Consider the following 17,145-nt stretch of genomic DNA (forward strand, 5'->3'; position numbering starts at 1 on the left):
TTGCCAAAATTAACAATTGAAGGTGCGGGAACTTTTGATGTGAAAGAAGGAACAAAGTTAGTATTAGCAATTGAAGATAGCGGTGTCAACATTCTCCATCGTTGCGGCGGGAATGCACGTTGCACGACTTGTAGAGTAGAAATACTAGCAGGTGATTTCTGTGAAGCGAGTGCGAATGAGAAACATGCAATGACGGAAAAAGGGATTGAAGATCATTTACGATTATCTTGTCAAATGCGTGTACATAAAGATATAGTCGTTCGTCCGGTACTTACAGTTGAAAATTCAAGTCTTGATGCTGGGCCACGTCCGGCGGAGTAAAGCGATGAATTTAAAACAACTCGCTGGCGAATATGCTGCTAACTTTGTAAATGATGGCATGAAGATTGGGCTTGGTACAGGTTCTACTGTATATTGGACAATACAAAAATTAGGTGAGTATGTAAAAGAAGGATTATCATTTCAAGCTGTACCGACATCAAAGGAAACTGAAGCATTAGCACAGCAACTAAATATCCCCCTAATTTCGTTAAACGACGTACAAAGTCTTGATCTTACAATTGATGGAGCGGATGAAATCGATTCAAATTTACAACTTATAAAAGGCGGTGGTGGTGCATTACTTCGTGAAAAAATCGTTGCCTCTTCCTCTAAAGAACTAATTATCATTGCTGATGAATCGAAACTTGTAACACATTTAGGTAATTTTCCATTACCTGTTGAAATCATCCCTTTTTCATGGAAACAAACCGAAAATAAAATTCAGTCTTTAGGGTGTCAAACAACATTACGTTTGAAAAATAATGAAACCTATATAACCGATAACAATAACATGATTATCGATTGTATATTCTCTAATCATATTTCTAATCCTGCCCATTTACACACCCAATTAAAAATGATTACTGGTGTAGTTGAAACAGGATTGTTTATAAGTATGACGAGTAAAGCAATTATCTGCACTAAAAATGGGATAAAGGAATTGTAATAAAAGCTGACTTTTTAAAGTTGGCTTTTTAGTATGTTCATCTTCTCTTAATAGCACTTTATTATGATATACTATGAAAACACAAGCTGATTACACTAGAAAGGACTGAACATTTTGCAATCCAAACTTATAACAGAACTTACTGATTTAGAAACTGCCTTTCACATTCGAAAAGAAGTATTTGTAAAAGAACAAGGTGTCCCTCTTGCAGATGAATTCGATATATTCGATGAAATCGGAGAGCAATGTAAACATATTTTAGTTTATTATCATGAGTTTCCTGTAGGCACAGGGCGTATACGATTTGTTGATGGTGTCGGAAAATTAGAACGTATTTGTATTTTAAAAGATTATCGTACATACGGATTAGGTAAAGTTATCATTCAAACGTTAGAAGAAATTGCTCGTAACGAACAAGTTACAAAAGTGAAGCTACACGGTCAAACACAAGCTGAAGGATTTTATAAAAAATTAGGCTATCAAACTTCTTCTGATATATTCATGGAAGATAGCATTCCACATATACTTATGACGAAAATGTTATCATAATAGAAAGGTGACTATATTGTTTATTCATATAGTCACCTCTCTGTATCTTATTCACTTGAAAGTCTCTTTAGTGAATATTCCAATGAAAGAACTTTTAACTTGAAAGCAAAGAACCTAGCATACATAGTCTTAAAACACCCTTAATGAAATTGGCATTCTCTAGTTTTCTATTCGCACTATATTCTGTTTGCTTTCACTTTAAAAAGAATATTTTATTAAACTCACTATGAATTGTTGTCTAAAATCTCTTGTCTTTCTTCTCTTATTTGACCGATTAATGAAACTACTGAACCAACCGCTTGAATCCAGCTCCCCGTAATCACTATAATCTGTCCATCCTCCTCATTTCCTTCCGAAATTTCTTCCACTTTATCCCGACTAGCTTTCAATTCATCTATTCCACCTATTGCCTGTAATGAATTTCCAGTCGCTTGTAACACATTCCCAACAATGTTATACGATTCATCTATGTCGGAACTATCCTCTAATTCACCACCTATTGATGTAATACCACCTAATGCTTGAATCCAATTCCCTGCAATCACTACTTTTTTTTGTGTATTATCTTCAAATTCTATAATGAGTCCTGTTAAAACCGTTACATTACCAATTGATTGGATTTCATTACCGATTTTTTCAAGAGATATTTCCCCTTGTCCATCAGCTTCTAGGCCGTTCCCTGTTGCCTGTAATACATTCCCCCATACGTTTAAATCTCTTCTTAATTCGTCATTCAATTTTTTAAAAGGTGTACTACCAACCGCAGCAATAATTGTCCCTACTGCAACAAACCAAGCACCAACTATCTCCTTAATCGGATCATCCATTTTCAATCTATCCCGTCATTAATTTACTACTTACAGGATATGAATTTATGCATCTCCATGTTAATAGCCTACTTCTCTCCATTTGAATAAAAATCAATATTTCTTTAATATTATAAATACATCTAGTGTGACATCCCTGTTTGCCGTTAGCTTTTGCTAACGGCTCATTTATTTTTTTCTTGCTTCTCGGAGAATTCTCTAAATACGTTTCCCAATACGTACACATTCTTTATTCCTCCTCGAATACAATACATAACTCAATATAATATCTATATATCGATTAGTTAAACTTGGCTAACTGCTCCTTTATTTATAGTAAAATTAAATTTCTATAATTTTTTTAAAAATCCATCTCGACATCCATAATTCCAAACATTTAAAATCAAAAATATAATTTTATCATCACAGGAAAATTTTCTGAATAACTTTCTTGTTAAAAAGTTTTCACCTTAAAATTTGACAAGCATATGTTATTGAATGGAGATTCTCCATTCATAAGATTCTTACCTTTCTTATCTAGAGCACACTTTAATGTGTGCTTATTTTTAGTTAGAAACTACAACATTCTCAAATAGTATGCATATCAAATTGTTTTTTCAATTATTTTCAAGAGCGGATATTATTCTTTAGTACAAGCACTCTTTCCTTTTAATTAATACTATATATTGATATTCCAAAGAAAGGAGAGCAAAATAATTATGGCTAATTATTTTTATAAAGATGGTAAAAAATATTATAAAAACCAATCGTATTCGAACGATCAAAAAAATAACTGTTTTATTGAAACTCATACGATAACTGGTTCTGAAGAAAATGCAAATGGAAATATACCTTTATCTGTTTTCCTTGAAACCACCGCTCCACAAACTGTATTTGAGGATTTCACAAACAATCATAATAAAACATTAATTCAGTTATTCGTTGTCGGGATGAGTGCACCCGTTCAAGTAACTATTCTAACAAGAAAATCTAGCCGCCCAATTACTACAACATTACAACCTGTTCAAACAAAAATATTTCAAGTTGAAGATTTTCAAAGTCTTACTTTTACGAAACAGGAAGGCCCTACTAGTATAGTTAGTTTATTTGTGCAAAAAACATTTTGTATTTGCTGTAACGATAATAAAGATTCATGTGATGAATATCATCAAGATTGTAATTAATAGATTAACGCACCAAAAGAACCCGTTTTACAAAGGGTTCTTTTTATTTCACTCCATACATTTTCAAAAACATTTTAGAATCATACACAACGATTTTTCTATAAATCTCTCCTTTTCCCGCTATTTTATTAAAATAACACTTTAGTTTAATTAATTACGGGACTTATCATCATTGAATGAAGGGAAGTAAAATTTAGAAAAAAAGACGACGCTGAATACGTCGTCTTTTTTATAAATAGAAAAGCGAATTCTCAAGATTCCCTTTTGCATCAAAGCCCATCATCTCTTAGTTCATGCCTAGGTAAAGCTTACACTGTTTTCCATAATGATAATGCATAAATCCAGTTTGGATCACCATTTCCTTGATAACTCTGGACTGCTTCATATACTTTTCCTTCGTGTAGAACTCTATCTCCCTTTTTATATGCTTTTTTTGCATCCCACGCTTCATATGAAGCGCTTTCAACTTTTGTAGTAATTGTGAATATATCACTCTGTACGGATTCATTTCCAGCTACATCAACAGCTTTCACTACATATTTATAAGTAGTATTAGCAAGCAGATTTTTATCCATATAAGAAGTTGTATTGGATGTTGCAATCTTTTTCATTAATCCTTCTATTTCTCTATAAATATCATAATGGTCTACACCAATGTTATCGTCAGATGGACTCCACATTAAATCCACACTTGATGCTGTCGTTCCCATACTATGTAATCCTTTTGGTTGTGTTGGTGCTTCTGTATCAGGAGTCGCAACTGTTGTTTTTACTGTAAGCGCTGTACTTTCTTTCGATACATTTCCAGCTGCGTCAATTGCTTTTACAGTATAAGAGTATTCTGTGCTTGGTTGTAATTTCTTATCAATAAAATGAGTGCCTAGTATTGTATCGATCATCTCTCCGTTACGGAAGATTTGATATCCTTTTACCCCTACATTATCCGTAGAAGAGTTCCATGTTAGTTCTACACTATTCGCTGTTACTTTTTTCGTCTGAAGTCCATTTGGAATACTTGGCGCTTCTATGTCTGGTTTCACATCATTAATAAGATTAACATCAATTACATTATAGAATGCATTTGCTGTATCAGCTACATCCCATACTGCTAAAATCACATGATATCCACTACGATCAGTAGGTACATTAATTTTATGAGTTAAATTATTTGAAGCTGCAGAACCATCGTGTTGCACAGTTCCAATTGGTTCAAAATCTGCTCTTGTTAGCGCTTTATTTGGATTCCATCCTTTTTTAGTAATATAGTAATGCCACTTACTCGTTAAGTGAGGCGCAGTATACTTCCAAGTAAATGTATTTTCCCCACCAGTGATTGTATTTTTAAACCAACGATTTGCTGTTTGTTGATCTAAAATACCACCAAATTTTCCGCCTGCTGAAGCAATTTGTCCATCTACTGGACCACCTTGTGGGAACCCTTTTGGAGCTTCTAAACTTTGTGGTTCATACATAACACTTCCGCAGTTTACATTTAGCGCACCATAAGTTGGACTACATAAAGCGGATCGGCTACCGGGCTTTTCAACAAAACCGTGCGCATAAGCATTTTGAGGAATAAGTGTCGTACTAATAATTCCAGCTGTTAATGCTACAGCTCCTAAACTTTTTTTGTTCATTTTCATGTTTTGTAGTTGTTTTAAAAATCGATTATTCATGTTCATGTCTCCTTCTTGTTATACTTTGTAGTGGAATGTGGGCTTTGATGTAAAAGAATAACAAGAGACAAACTTGTACCGATGTATGTATTAATTATGCATACACCGCAGTGAAAATATATTTTTTCCTTGTGAAATATTTCACTTTATGAATATATCATGACATAGAACTCGCCTAAGCATGTGCAGAAGTTGTGCAGAAACAGTGAAATTATTACTAACATATAAAACCACATCCTGAAATCATAAAGTAAAACTTTAATTAGTTGGGGTTTTACGGTCGGTTAATACGGGATAAAATAAAAGTGTGCAGCAGAAATTGTAGACTTAGTTCTCAAAATTCACATTTAGTATTTTCATTTTTTCCATTTAAACAATTCTTCTCTTCTTACAACAGAAAAGTGTCTATATCATTTAATATAGACACTTTTTTCATGTATAACTTTATATTTATTACTGACCTACAAATGTAAAAATTTCATCAACAGCTTCCTTATATCCACCCGATGTTCGGAATGATTCCTTCAAATTCAAAGCAGCCTCTTTATATGAAGGGTTATTTAAAATTAACTCCACACTTTCACGCAATTTCTCCACGGTTAATTCATTCATATGTAATTGAACTCCTGCTCCAAGACTCTCCACTTGCTTTGCGATTGCTGGCTGATCTGCACTTTGCGGTATTACAACGAGCAGAACCCCGTTATATAGTCCTTCATGCGTACTGTTCATCCCGCCGTGTGTAATAAATAGTTTCGTATAAGTAAGCAGTTCGGTTTGAGGCACATAGTGTTTCACAATGAAGTTTTTAGGAATTTCGCCTAGATTACTTATTTTCGTTTTATTACCAATAGACATAACAATTGTATGCTCACTATTCTCAAAGGCCTTCATACACAGTTTATAAAAGTCAATCGCTTCATTAAAAACAGTACCTAATGAAATATAAATCGGACTTTTTTCTTCAATTGAAGTAAAATCAACGTCTCTGTTTTTCACGTGTGCAGAGATAGATGGTCCTACAAATTTATATGTTTCATCAAACGTATCACCAAAAGGCTGGAACTCCTTAATTGTATACACAATAGTAAGGGGTGCAGGATTACAGAAAACTTCATACTGTGATTTTATTTCAACACCATATTTTTCAGCAATTCCCTTCGTTAAGTTTTGAAAATCATTCTGTATTTTATCATGAATTTCTACTGGAATATTTTTTGACAGATGACCTAACATTTGTTCAAAAGATTTTTCATCCTGCGTAAAAGATGTACATGAATTTATGGATGGCAGTTTAAGAATTTGAGCAATTAAGTGCCCACAGCCAAACATAGAATCATGAATTATGTAATCAAAATGTTCACCTTCAATTTGTTCTAGAACACTAGGTATAACAATATCCGCTGTATGTAGAAGACCGTTTATTCTTTCCTGTAAATAATTTCTGCCTCCAGATAGAAACGCTTTTATAAATTTTTGATCATCAATCGTTCGTACAGTAGCACCTGTCTTTTCAATCCGCTCCCTGAAAGCTTCTATTGAGAAATAAACGACCTCTTCACCGCGAGAAATCAATTCTTCTACAACCGGTAAAGTTGGATTTATATGTCCTTCTGATCCAGCGTTAATACATAAAACACGCGCCATTATAAACACTCCTTACGTTAAATCATTTCTATGTTAGCAAGAGTATGGATTCTCTCCATACTCTTTTCTTTGTTGTTCGTATCATATTCCTGCTAAATTGACCTAGCAAGTCTAAAACCGAGATCTTCTATATGAAATGTGGGATGGCTTCGGCGACGACAAGTAGCGCCGCAACCTCTCGCTGCCTCCGCCCAACTACCTCCACGAAAAATGCGGTATGATCCGTATACTTTTTCATCATACAAATCATAGCACCATTCCCAAACGTTCCCTAGCATATCATAAAGTCCCCATGCATTCGGTTCCTTTTGGCCAACGTCATGAATTTGTCCATTTGAATTTTCATTATACCACGCTATATCAAGAAGTTTCCCGTATGTATATCCGGTTGTACTTGCTTTACATGCATATTGCCACTCTGCCTCAGATGGTAATCGGTAGCCATTCGAATCTAAATTACATTTCACAATTTGACCAACATCACTAATAGAATAATATTCTTTTAATCCCGCTATTTTTGAAAGTACATTACAAAACGCAATGGCATCGTTCCATGAAATATTTACAACTGGTTTATGATTTTTTTCAAAATTATTTAATGTACTATTTGTAATAGCATCATATAGTTCCGTTGTTACAGCATACTTTGCAAGAAGAAATGGTTGAATTTGTACTAGCCATTCTTTTTTTATTCGATCATCTCTTAATACTACCTCTCCAGCTGGAATATTGACCATTAATGAATCGATTAGTTGAATTAAATCGTTAGTCATTTTCTATTCCTCCAAACGTTCATTTTATATGAACTTATAGTCATATACTCATTACAAAATACAATTTTCAAAAAGCGTTAAATTTTTCATAATAAAAAACGATTAGTTTTATTAAACTAATCGGTAAGATCCACAAAGAATTTTTGTGTTACATTCTATTATTATATGTGCTCTAAAAATTTCCGAACCTCATTTGGAGATTTTAAAACAATAACCTTTTTCTCTTCGGGCAATTGCTCTAACTCTTTTAAAATTGTAGGTCGTTTAGCATTAGGATATTCCCATATCCATTTAAAAAATTGCAAATCAAATCTTTCTTCACATCCCGCGCCCATATCTGGTCTTGTTTTATTTCGGTATTTTACAATTCTTTTAAAAGCACGATAAATACAAATTGTTCTATGAATATCAAGGAAAATAATTGTATCAGCTGCATTCAGTCTGATACCCATCGTCCCGCCATAATTCCCATAAATAATCCACTTCTCATCTTTAATTAAGTTATTTTGAACTGTTATTTGTTCTTCTCTCGGAACACCTTCCCAATTCGGTTTCCAAAATAATACATCAAGATGATGCACCTTAATATTTAATTTATTTCCTAACTGTCTTGCTAGTGTAGATTTTCCTGAACCACCAGAACCAATTAATATTATTTTTTTCATACCTTTACGATACCTTCTATAACTTCTTCAATATCTTCCTTATTAGCAAAAATCCAGAAGAACATTTCTTCATTTAGCTTTAATAAATCTGGTAACTGGACAAAATAAGCAATAAAGATAATTTGAATTGAAAGCATAACATACCAAATAGCTTTTAGTTCTTCTTTCGTTAAATCATTTTGTTTATAATAACCTTCAAAGACTTTGCTAACGATATGTAACCATTTTCCTCTTAATCTTTCATCACTAAATAGCTCGCTTAATACACTTGTACAGCAATAACATATATCAAATATTTTTACATTATTTTCTAAAATATCGAAATCTATAAACCCTTCCAGTTTATCATCTTTAAAGATTACATTTGATAGATGCATATCACGATGAATAATTTGTCTCGGTAATGGATGGACCGTTTCCTTGAAATCTGTGTGCATTCGCTCCATCTTTTGAATTACCTCTCGATGAACATACTCATTCTTTTCTAAAATTGGTATAGCCCATTCAAATACCGTCTTATATAAATTTCTTTTTATTAACTCATGATCACTATTCACCGAATGTAATGCTTTGTGCAGATTAGCTATTTCTTCTCCAATTGTACTTGCTAGCCTTTCCAGCTTATCCGTATCTTTTATTTCTAAAACACTTCCGGCAACATACTCATATAAGCAATAATATTTTTCTTTATATAATACATATTGTTCATCATTTTCTGTCTTTACTACTCTCTGTACTTTAATTCCCTTTTCATACAGTTGATCCAAAACATCGAATTCAACTAGAAGTTGGTCTATCGATCCCGTTCTCTTTAAAATATACTCTTTATTCTTGCATATAACCTTCGCTACTTTTGGTTGCATTACAGTAGCTGTGACATGTTCATTTTGAAACCAAAACTTTGCAATTTCCAGTGCTTGTTCCATTTACAAATACTCCTTTTACAATTCTTATTTCTTCCGAAAAATAACCTCACACAGTATTCCCACTCCAACACCAATTGTATAAGCCACTAAATCACTCCAAAAAAAACCGTATCCCAACACGAGTCCACCCAAAGTCGTTGCACGCATGCTATCTATCCATTCAGCATGATACAATTGGCTCACTTCAATCCCGTAGCAAAACATTAAACTAATAAAAGACAACTTCTTCGTCTCTGTTTTAAGAAACAAAAATCCAAAGCCAGTGAAAATCATTAATGCCCATAAAGCATCGCCTAAGTAATCATTTAATAGATGTGGTAGTGCAAAAGAAAACTTCCTTGAGCTAAGACCTAAAATAATAACAACTATAGTAAATAGTGCATATAATACTCTATTTCGTTTCGTATTCATTTTAAAGTCTCCTAATATATAATGTATAACTGTAAATAGCTAGTAAAATAAAGTTATTTTACTAGCTATTTATTAGTTGCTTTTATGATAAGAAAATGTGGATTCATATTTAGATAATAATATGATTTTTCGTCTACTTCTTTCATCTTTTCAACTGCCTTCGGTTCCACTATCTCTTCTAATACAAAATAATTTGTAGTTTCATTTATTATGTCTTGTAGTGACCTTCTGAAAAACTTGACTTCAATAGTAATATTCGGTTTAACCCAAGTATCTATTAATAACTGTTTTTCAAAATAATTTTCACATGGAAACTTTGTGAAATCCATAAAAGGATGATGAATAGAATAAATAAGTTCTCCACCTGGCTTCAGTACACGACGAAATTCTTGAAATACTTGATTCCAATTTTCTAAGTAATGAAGAGTTAACGAACTTACAATCACATCATACGTACTATCTTCAAATGGCAATGTTTCTTGCAGATCATGACAAAGGAACGTTGCTTCTTCTCCTATATTTTCTTTTGCTGCTTTTACCATTTCAGGACTTATATCAATTGCTGTAACATTTGCTCTTCTTCCTATGAATTGAGAAGTATACCATCCAGCTGCACATCCAGCATCTAGTATCTTTTTTCCTTCTAGTTCCTTTGGAATAAGCTCCATCATCGCCGGTCTTTCATAATAACTGTTATATGGATTTGCGAAATCTAGATTTTCTTTATATGTACTCGCTAATTTATCATACGTATCTTTAATCGAATCTTTCATTACACACACTCCTAATACATATTAATTCATTAACTCCTGCTGCTTTTTCTTTGAAAATGATTGTAGTACTAAATCATACGACCAATCAATCATTTTATTTATTTGCTCCTGTTCTATACCCTTACGAATATAAACGGTATTCCAATGTTTTTTATTCATATGATACCCTGGAATAATTGTTTCTGGATAATCTTCTCTTATTCTTAATGCGACTTCTGGATCACACTTCAATGTAATCGCAGCTTTTTCACCTTCTTCATGATTTACTATCGCAAATATTTTATTATTAAGCCTCATACATGTTGCACTCCAACCATCTGGAAAATCTTCTGTCGCTTTTCTTTTCGATAAACAGTACGCTCTTGTTGCATTCATTTTAATTGGCACCTCTTATTCTTTCCCTGTTTGATTACGATGCATCACAATTTGCTTCGTTGCTTGAAATTGTTGCTCACCATAAAACTTTATTAGCTTCTCTCCGCAAAATAGACTAACAATATCAATATGAGATATTTCTCGAAGTAATATTGTAAGCATCTTCTCTCCAATACCTTTATTTCTTACACTCTCATGTATGACAACATCTTCAATGTATGCTCGAAAAACACCATCAGAAACGACTCTAGCAAATCCAATTAATTCATTTTCTTCCCATACTCCAATTGCTATACTATTCTTTAACATTATTTCAATATCGACTTCTTTTCTTTCTGGCCACCAACCGACAGAATCATAAAGTTTTTTTATTTTTTCTGCACAGACTGGTTGTTCTTGTTGCAATTTATACGTGTACATATGCTTTCTCCCATCAACCAGTATACATAATATTATTATCCCGCTATTTGCCGTGCAGTAAGACCCCACCTCAAAATTCAGCAAAAGCAAAGAAGTTTGGTGGGATCCGGCTACCCGTAAAACCCCCACTGATTAAAGTTTCACTTTATAATCTCTTTTCAAAAAAGTGCTGACTATGACCTTTCGGGTGATCTTCAACGACACCATACTCCCTGTAACCGTGCTTTTTATAAAATTCTGGTGCTTGGAAACTAAATGAATCTAGCAATATTAATCTACACCCTTTTTCCTTCGCAATACCTTCAATTTCATGTAAAAGTTGGCTACCATAACCGTCATGACGAACTGATTCATCAACCCATAAAAAGTCGATATGAAGGTGATAAAAATACATCGTACCTGTTACGCCACCAAAAATTTTTCCTTCTTCATTTTTTACTACGAGGCTTACTTCTTCCATCGTCTGTCTTGCCTCATCTGTTAAGATGGACATATTATATTGAATAACTTTATTTTTAATATATTCTCCTTCAGTGCGTGTACCGTTCTTTATATGTTTCATATATATTGCTTCCTTTCAGCTCAGTAAGCTACATTTTATTTTTTCTCTTTAAAATACTAATACATACGAATCCACCATATGTAACAAAGCATGAAAAGCCAATTATCCCTGGTACAGAGACATAGCCTATCCTTATGTAACTTATAACTGCGAAACAAGTGATAGACAATAAAATAGATGGCCAAAATATAAGAGCTGTTTTTCTTCGCCCTCGTTTCGATTTACTTTCTTTCTCTTCAGAAACACGTGTACCAAAAAGCAATACAATACAAATAAGGATTGCTGCAAAGTAAATTGTATCTAATGACAAATTGTGATTATATAGTGCGATTCCAACTTCAAGAGCAATAATCGTTAAAATTAAAATAATGATTGTTGAAGTCTTTAAGTTTCTTTTCAACCGCTCACTCCTAGCATGTTTTCACTATATTCTTTGTATATGTACTTTAAAACTACTGCAAAAGCTTCATCTACCTCTTTATTTTCACGTCGATTCGGTAAATCTTTTCCCCCAATCACATAAAGAAGCGGAAATTCGTTAAACATTCCTATTATACCAATATTTATTGTAGCTGTGAGCAATCCACCTGTCATATGAGCTAAATGATAATATGGGATTTCTTCATACTCTCCTTGTTGTCTTACCATGCCACTAATAATTGGTTCCCATAATTCTGGTTCTGATTTATAACCTTGAAAGGTTTGTATCAAAAGGGCAAGAACTTCATTTAAGTCTCCAATATTTTTCTCATCTCTAGCATTCTCTTGTATATGAATTTTTGAAAAGTACGTTTGTACATACATTTTCACAGCATCCCATCCACCACAGTGCATTACAACTGACTGTGCAACGTAGCTATCATGACAAGCTATCATTACCTCGACCGCTTGACTAAGTGTTAAAGAAGTTCTTCCTTGTAAATGCGGATATAACTGCGTACTATCTTCATGCGGATTAAATTTAATGTGATGAAGTATATCATTCCAATTATGTTTATTTTCCTTCACCATTTGTGCTACTACAAATCCAATAACTAATTTTGCTGCTGATGCTAACGGAATATTTAATTCACTATTATATGAAGCAACTATACGATTGTTTTTTGTAGAATAAATTTCCATTCCCACATAATTAGATTGTACCTCTTTTATTTTATTTATGACAGTTTCCATTTCCATCCCTCTTTTCATATCGTTATATTAACTTCTAATAATTCAATATTGAATATAAAAAACCTTTTCATCAGCTATTAAAATAAGAAAAAGGTAGCATGAATTTTTTCTTGCTACCGAAAAATATTTATTCTTCTATAGGATTTTCAGGACCGTTAAGCTCCAGCTGATAAAAAGCTAAATCTAGCCATTTATTAAACTTATAACCAGCTTTTTTTATTGTCCCTGCATGAACAAATCCATAGTTTTGATGCAAGGCAATACTTTTCTCATTCTCTGCATCAATTCCAGCAATTAAGGTCATATACTCTCGTTCCTTCGCGATTTTAATTAATTCTTTCATGAATAAAGACCCAATGCCATTTTTTCTATATGTCTTATCTACATACACAGAATGTTCAACTGAATATTTATAAGCAGGCCACGCTCTAAATGGGCCGAATGTCGCAAATCCTACTACTTTATTATCTAATTCGTATATGAAAATTGGATACCCTTCGGCCTTTTTTTGTTCATACCAATCTATTCTATTTTCAAGGGTTACAGGTTTATACGCATATACAGCTGTTGTATAAAGTATCGCATCGTTATAAATATCTAAAATGTATGCTAAATCTCTTTTCGTTGCTTCCCTTATCATTGTTTTCTTCCTTTCATCATGTTCATCTTATTTCACTATCTTTTTAATAGTTTTATTTTACCGAAATTTCCGATTTTTATCTACGTACGAATACTAGCTTTTCGGAAACCATCAAATATATTTATTGCAGCAGATAACGTATAGAAGAAAATTCCTCCCCCAATGAGCCACGTTTTAAACTCCTCTGTGGAAATAGTAAATGCATTTGCCAAATACGTAATAAATCCTGTGTTAAATAAATGTGGATTTACTACAATTACAATGAATACTATCGTCCCAGCTACTTGAAGAATAGCATTTCCAATCGCCAATCTTTGCGTCCATTTTCCTTGCACTAATTTATAAAGGGATATACCTATTTCAAAAACGATCATAATTACAACAATTGGCCAGTACTGCAGTAAAACATCTTGATTAAAAGTTGGCGAGACAAACTTCAGTCCATTTTCCGTACCATTGTATACGCCAACGAGATGATTCGCATAGAAGTAAAGTGTAGCCCATATTGCCGTCCACATTAGACCTCCAAACACTTCAAACTTTGAGATCGCCTTTTTCTTCGGGATATACGCAATATTTTTCAAATCATCCGGCGTCCATTTTTTTAAACTTGTTGTTAATGGTTGTGGGTCCTTTTCTTTATCCGTTCTTTCTATAACAGCAAACACAACTGTCAGCCAGAAAAATACTTGGAAACCTACTTCAAACGTTCTTCCAATGCCTTCACCTATCAATTTTAAAATAACATTTAATACAGCCTGATCACCACTATAACTAATAAAATTTTCTGCAACCATTGAAATAAGCGCAATTACAACTGCGATTGGTAAGATCATTTTTAATAATGTCATATATACATCAAAATAACGTGGTCCAATTAAATGCATTGGTCTATCCAAGTACCCATTAGCTAATGCAACTGGACTTCCCAATTTTTCAAGAACTCTTTTTTCATCATCTTCATTATAATCATCCGGTAACATATCCTCGATTGTTGACCGTAGTTCAAGAATAATATCTTCACGATTTTTTTCAGGTAATCTCTTCGCTACTTCCTCGACATAAATATCAATTAAATTCATTCTTGTCCTCCTTTAATAAGTTATAAAGTTCCTTCGAATCCTTTATCCATTCCTTTTTTAACTGCAAAAATATCTCTAATCCGTATTCACTTAAAACGTAATACTTACGCGGTCTACTCTCCGTTTTATCCCAACTACTCGTCACTAGCTCTTGCTTTTCTAATCGGCGAAGTAGTGGATATAAAGTACTTTGATCGATTGTGATCCCTGATTTCTCCAATAATTGGACAAGTGAATACCCATACTGCGGTGTTCTTAACTGGCTTAAAACCGCTAATGTTAATGTTCCTCTTCTTAGTTCAGTAATTAACGAATTTAATAAAGCATCCATTCACTCACCTCTTTCCCATTACTATATGTCATACAGTATATGTTTTATACTATGTATCGTACAGTATTAGTGTGATAAAAACAATATTTTTTACCAAAAAACGGATAATAAAACACACTAACTATATGATTTGCGCTTTTCTCACTAACATATATAACATACTTATCTTTTTTAATCAGTGGGGGTTTGGTTCATTCCCCACTGATTATCAGCCCTCACCAATCGAGCTGTCTGTTAATGCGGGATAAACTCTCCGTTTTCTTTATGCAATGGAACAACCTCTACAATCGCCTCAACATTAATTACTCCGTAAACATGCGGATATTCTTGACCGTTAGAAGCAAGTTCATATTTTACTTCTGCTTTTAATAGGGCTGGATCAATTGTAAGTAATAAAACATCTTCTTCATGCTTGAAATATTTTTCTGCAACTTTTAAAGCTTGATCTACTAATGAACAATGAATAAATCCCTCTTCTATAAGTGAATCTTCATTAATTTCTCCAATTATTTTTGCGATTTCCCAATTACTTTTCGTAATTACTTTTGTAATCATAGTAACTCTCCCTTTTTAATTTATGTAATGATATAATAACACTAAATTTTCAACACGTTCTTAATAGATTGGGGGACTTATAATACATAAACCTCACACTGCATTACAAACCATTATTATAAATATGAATACAAATGAACATTGGCATGATTTTATTTGTTACTGTCAGCATCGCGAAGCGGGACTTCGAAAATTAGCTTATAAACATTTAGAGACATTTATTTCAAATGCAAAGAAATGGGAATCAAAAGATCAAGAAGAGTTTGCCATTTCGCTGTTTACTATTTTAGATGCATTAAACGAAAAAGATGAGGTCTTAACTTTCTCACTAAATAGTTTTCTAATTGATATTCTATATAGATGGACAGAAAACAATCCGATTGATTCAAGACCTTTTAGATGGATAGGAATTTATATGGACTCTAGCAATAAAGAAGACGATTTAGAAAAATCCCTTCGAAAAGCGATTGAATTAGGTGGTTATACCGAACAAAAAGCCATGATATACCTAGTTTCTAATTACATCAATACTTTAGAATTTGGTACAAATGAATTCCCTTCAGGTTATTGCGGAGATTTAAGCGAATGTATAGAAAAACTTCCCTATATGCTGCAATTAATTAATAGAATTCAGAATAAGAACATAAAGAAGCTACACATTGGTCAAATACAAGTACAACTACACCTTATTCTAGATTGGTTAAAACATACACAAATTCCAGTAGATGCCGTTCGTATACGGGAAAAAGGACAAACTAAGGAATTAGAAAAGGTCATTGTATATTATTTATACAACAGCTCAAGTCGTTAATTCATCTTGTACAGAGATAATGAATTTGTTTAAAAAACGCCAGTCATGTTATTCAAAAATCGGGTTATATAACGGAATAAATTATTGTAAAAATTAGAAACATTTGAAATAATCGTTATTAAGTTGAAGCAGAGCGAATGCAGAAAAAGGTGATACGACTTTTTCTTACTTAAGAATCGCGAAACAGTTAAAAATTTTAATTAATTATATTCCGAAAGGGTGTGTGTAGTATCTTATCAACTAATGTTTTTACTTATAAATCTAAGGATGGAAAAACAGTAATAATTAGAGAAGCTAAAGAACAGGATGCAGAAAGAATACTAGATTCTGCTTCAAAAGCTTTAATAAACGCTCCATACACGCTAAGTACGGTTGAGGATGTAAAAAAGGTGCGTATCGATGCTATTCAAAAAACGTTAAAAGCTTATCATGAAAATCCAAATTATGTACAGTTTATTGCTGAAGTTGATGGTAAGTTAGTCGGTGCAATAGATTTTAAGAACGGAAACAAAGAAAAAATTAGTCATCAAGGGGCTTTCGCGATGACCATACTACCTGAATATCGAAATTATGGTATTGGAAGAGCTCTTCTAGAAACGTTAATCAATTGGGCTAAAAATAACAGTAAGATTGAAAAAGTTTGTCTTGAGGTAATGGAAGATAATCTAGGTGCAATCCAGTTATATAAGAATCTAGGCTTCTTTGAAGAGGGTAGAAAAGCAAAGGGTGTAAAATTGGATGATAGCTATCAAAATTTAATATTAATGGCTTTATTCGTTTAAAATTGAACATTATTCA

The 17,145-nt window shown here is 33.0% G+C and carries 24 protein-coding genes; 6 read left to right on the top strand and 18 right to left on the bottom strand.

Features of this window, described 5'->3' with window-relative positions:
• The 3 genes from ACLBXA_RS05975 to ACLBXA_RS05985 all read left to right on the top strand — a co-directional run bounded on the left by ACLBXA_RS05975 (position 1) and on the right by ACLBXA_RS05985 (position 1,537).
• Positions 1-321 (top strand): 2Fe-2S iron-sulfur cluster-binding protein, encoded by a 321-nt coding sequence (locus ACLBXA_RS05975; RefSeq protein WP_001125391.1) that lies wholly within the window; start codon positions 1-3, stop codon positions 319-321.
• Positions 322-325: 4 nt separating this feature from the next.
• Positions 326-988, top strand: coding sequence for a ribose 5-phosphate isomerase A (gene rpiA, locus ACLBXA_RS05980; protein ID WP_001049995.1), 663 nt, complete (start codon positions 326-328; stop codon positions 986-988).
• Between the two features lie 114 nt (positions 989-1,102).
• Positions 1,103-1,537, top strand: coding sequence for a GNAT family N-acetyltransferase (locus ACLBXA_RS05985; RefSeq protein WP_001190875.1), 435 nt, complete (start codon positions 1,103-1,105; stop codon positions 1,535-1,537).
• Between the two features lie 224 nt (positions 1,538-1,761).
• On the opposite strand, the gene ACLBXA_RS05990 is transcribed toward ACLBXA_RS05985, so the two are convergent.
• Both ACLBXA_RS05990 and ACLBXA_RS05995 read right to left on the bottom strand, forming a co-directional pair.
• Entirely contained in the window at positions 1,762-2,364 is a 603-nt protein-coding gene (locus ACLBXA_RS05990) for a DUF6944 family repetitive protein (protein ID WP_000342605.1), read from the bottom strand.
• A 7-nt stretch (positions 2,365-2,371) separates the two neighbouring features.
• Positions 2,372-2,590 carry a hypothetical protein gene (locus ACLBXA_RS05995; RefSeq protein WP_000337734.1) on the bottom strand — a complete coding sequence of 73 codons (219 nt, stop codon included), beginning with the start codon at positions 2,588-2,590 and terminating at the stop codon, positions 2,372-2,374.
• 472 nt (positions 2,591-3,062) lie between these two features.
• Between ACLBXA_RS05995 and ACLBXA_RS06000 the strand changes: the two genes are divergently transcribed.
• The gene (locus ACLBXA_RS06000) at positions 3,063-3,527 is read left to right on the top strand and encodes a hypothetical protein (RefSeq protein ID WP_000024965.1); all 465 of its coding nucleotides are present in this window, start codon (positions 3,063-3,065) and stop codon (positions 3,525-3,527) included.
• Between the two features lie 308 nt (positions 3,528-3,835).
• Here the strand turns inward: ACLBXA_RS06000 and ACLBXA_RS06005 are convergent, their stop codons facing one another.
• The 16 genes from ACLBXA_RS06005 to ACLBXA_RS06080 form a co-directional block, all read right to left on the bottom strand.
• On the bottom strand, positions 3,836-5,203 hold the full coding sequence (locus ACLBXA_RS06005; RefSeq protein ID WP_133964237.1) for a lytic polysaccharide monooxygenase: 1,368 nt from the start codon (positions 5,201-5,203) through the stop codon (positions 3,836-3,838).
• A gap of 453 nt (positions 5,204-5,656) precedes the next feature.
• A complete protein-coding gene (locus ACLBXA_RS06010; RefSeq protein ID WP_447617142.1) occupies positions 5,657-6,850 on the bottom strand; it encodes a macrolide family glycosyltransferase in 1,194 nt (397 codons plus the stop codon).
• Between the two features lie 92 nt (positions 6,851-6,942).
• Positions 6,943-7,623: a formylglycine-generating enzyme family protein gene (locus tag ACLBXA_RS06015; protein ID WP_332277408.1), complete on the bottom strand. Its 681-nt coding sequence runs from the start codon at positions 7,621-7,623 to the stop codon at positions 6,943-6,945.
• Between the two features lie 161 nt (positions 7,624-7,784).
• On the bottom strand, positions 7,785-8,288 hold the full coding sequence (locus ACLBXA_RS06020; RefSeq protein ID WP_000720572.1) for a DNA topology modulation protein: 504 nt from the start codon (positions 8,286-8,288) through the stop codon (positions 7,785-7,787).
• Positions 8,285-9,214 (bottom strand): phosphotransferase enzyme family protein, encoded by a 930-nt coding sequence (locus ACLBXA_RS06025; protein ID WP_000434083.1) that lies wholly within the window; start codon positions 9,212-9,214, stop codon positions 8,285-8,287. Before ACLBXA_RS06025 ends, ACLBXA_RS06020 begins: the two co-directional genes overlap by 4 nt.
• A 24-nt stretch (positions 9,215-9,238) precedes the next feature.
• Entirely contained in the window at positions 9,239-9,625 is a 387-nt protein-coding gene (locus ACLBXA_RS06030; protein ID WP_001093451.1) for a ribosomal maturation YjgA family protein, read from the bottom strand.
• Between the two features lie 65 nt (positions 9,626-9,690).
• A complete protein-coding gene (locus tag ACLBXA_RS06035) occupies positions 9,691-10,398 on the bottom strand; it encodes a class I SAM-dependent methyltransferase (RefSeq protein WP_000655260.1) in 708 nt (235 codons plus the stop codon).
• Between the two features lie 21 nt (positions 10,399-10,419).
• A complete protein-coding gene (locus ACLBXA_RS06040; RefSeq protein WP_332277409.1) occupies positions 10,420-10,773 on the bottom strand; it encodes an MmcQ/YjbR family DNA-binding protein in 354 nt (117 codons plus the stop codon).
• Between the two features lie 15 nt (positions 10,774-10,788).
• Entirely contained in the window at positions 10,789-11,193 is a 405-nt protein-coding gene (locus ACLBXA_RS06045) for a GNAT family N-acetyltransferase (protein ID WP_000288980.1), read from the bottom strand.
• A 145-nt stretch (positions 11,194-11,338) separates the two neighbouring features.
• Complete coding sequence (locus ACLBXA_RS06050; RefSeq protein ID WP_000680538.1) at positions 11,339-11,755, bottom strand: GNAT family N-acetyltransferase; 417 nt, start codon at positions 11,753-11,755, stop codon at positions 11,339-11,341.
• Between the two features lie 28 nt (positions 11,756-11,783).
• A complete protein-coding gene (locus ACLBXA_RS06055) occupies positions 11,784-12,155 on the bottom strand; it encodes a hypothetical protein (RefSeq protein WP_000828002.1) in 372 nt (123 codons plus the stop codon).
• Complete coding sequence (locus ACLBXA_RS06060; protein WP_000450757.1) at positions 12,152-12,928, bottom strand: serine hydrolase; 777 nt, start codon at positions 12,926-12,928, stop codon at positions 12,152-12,154. Before ACLBXA_RS06060 ends, ACLBXA_RS06055 begins: the two co-directional genes overlap by 4 nt.
• A gap of 127 nt (positions 12,929-13,055) precedes the next feature.
• Entirely contained in the window at positions 13,056-13,568 is a 513-nt protein-coding gene (locus ACLBXA_RS06065) for a GNAT family N-acetyltransferase (protein ID WP_000617519.1), read from the bottom strand.
• Positions 13,569-13,648: 80 nt separating this feature from the next.
• Positions 13,649-14,650 carry an HAAS signaling domain-containing protein gene (locus ACLBXA_RS06070; protein ID WP_001048843.1) on the bottom strand — a complete coding sequence of 334 codons (1,002 nt, stop codon included), beginning with the start codon at positions 14,648-14,650 and terminating at the stop codon, positions 13,649-13,651.
• Positions 14,637-14,981: a PadR family transcriptional regulator gene (locus ACLBXA_RS06075; RefSeq protein ID WP_000339346.1), complete on the bottom strand. Its 345-nt coding sequence runs from the start codon at positions 14,979-14,981 to the stop codon at positions 14,637-14,639. The genes ACLBXA_RS06070 and ACLBXA_RS06075 overlap by 14 nt, the downstream gene beginning before the upstream one ends.
• Before the next feature lie 234 nt (positions 14,982-15,215).
• Complete coding sequence (locus ACLBXA_RS06080) at positions 15,216-15,536, bottom strand: DUF952 domain-containing protein (RefSeq protein ID WP_000629079.1); 321 nt, start codon at positions 15,534-15,536, stop codon at positions 15,216-15,218.
• A gap of 124 nt (positions 15,537-15,660) precedes the next feature.
• On the opposite strand from ACLBXA_RS06080, the gene ACLBXA_RS06085 reads away from it, so the two are divergent.
• The gene (locus ACLBXA_RS06085; RefSeq protein WP_001095278.1) at positions 15,661-16,347 is read left to right on the top strand and encodes a hypothetical protein; all 687 of its coding nucleotides are present in this window, start codon (positions 15,661-15,663) and stop codon (positions 16,345-16,347) included.
• A 221-nt stretch (positions 16,348-16,568) separates the two neighbouring features.
• The gene (locus ACLBXA_RS06090; protein WP_000337120.1) at positions 16,569-17,129 is read left to right on the top strand and encodes a GNAT family N-acetyltransferase; all 561 of its coding nucleotides are present in this window, start codon (positions 16,569-16,571) and stop codon (positions 17,127-17,129) included.
• Positions 17,130-17,145: the final 16 nt, after the last annotated feature.

Source organism: Bacillus sp. D48C (assembly GCF_053345735.1).